We start from the raw sequence: 728 nt of genomic DNA, 5'->3' as shown, positions 1-728 counted from the left end.
AACCGTTCGGCGAGCCCGCCGGCCGGTTCCGTCCGGCGGGCTCGCCGAACGGTTCGGGCTGTCGTCGCTGGACCTGGACCTGCTCCTGGTCGCGGTGGCGCCCGACCTGGACGCGCGGTTCGAGCGGCTCTACGGCTACCTCAACGACGACCTGACACGCCGCCGGCCCACGGTCGGGCTCGCCCTGGAGCTGTGCGGGCTCGCCGGGGCGGCGTCCGGCCGGTTCCGGCTCGCCCCCGGAGCGCCGCTGGTCGAGGGCGGCCTGGTGGAGGTCACCGAGCCGGAACGGCCGCCGCTGTCCCGCGTCCTGGTGGTCCCCGACCGGGTCACCGCGCACCTCCTGGGCCACGCACGGCCCGACGCCCGGCTCGCCGGCGTGCTCGACGAGGCCCACGAGGACCCGACCGCCGAGCCCGCGGACGTCACCCGGACGGCGGCCGCCGCCGGGACCGGCACGGGCCTCGTCCACCTGCGCGCCCGGGGCGGCGACGCCCAGGGCCTGGCCACCGCGGCCGTGCGCGCGGCGGGACTGAGCCCGCTCGTCCTGGACGCGGCGGCGCTCGCCCCGCGTTCCGGCGACGTACCGGAGCTGGCGCGGGTGGCCGCCCGCGAAGCCCGCCTCACCGGCGCCGGGGTCGTCCTCGGCCCGCTGGAGGCACTGCCCGCGGAACCCGCCGAACGAGCCCGCACGCTCCGGACGTTGTGCACGGCACTGCGCGGGATCCCGC

The 728-nt window shown here is 79.3% G+C and carries 1 pseudogene; it reads left to right on the top strand.

The features are described 5' to 3' along the window. A pseudogene (locus CCN42_RS40480) lies at positions 1-728 on the top strand (ATP-binding protein); the annotation flags it as partial.

It is taken from the genome of Streptomyces glaucescens, from assembly GCF_002154375.1.
GTDB classification, from domain to species: domain Bacteria; phylum Actinomycetota; class Actinomycetes; order Streptomycetales; family Streptomycetaceae; genus Streptomyces; species Streptomyces glaucescens.
Note: the sequence above shows the minus strand (reverse complement) of the source record. Positions and strands in the feature narration are given on the sequence as shown.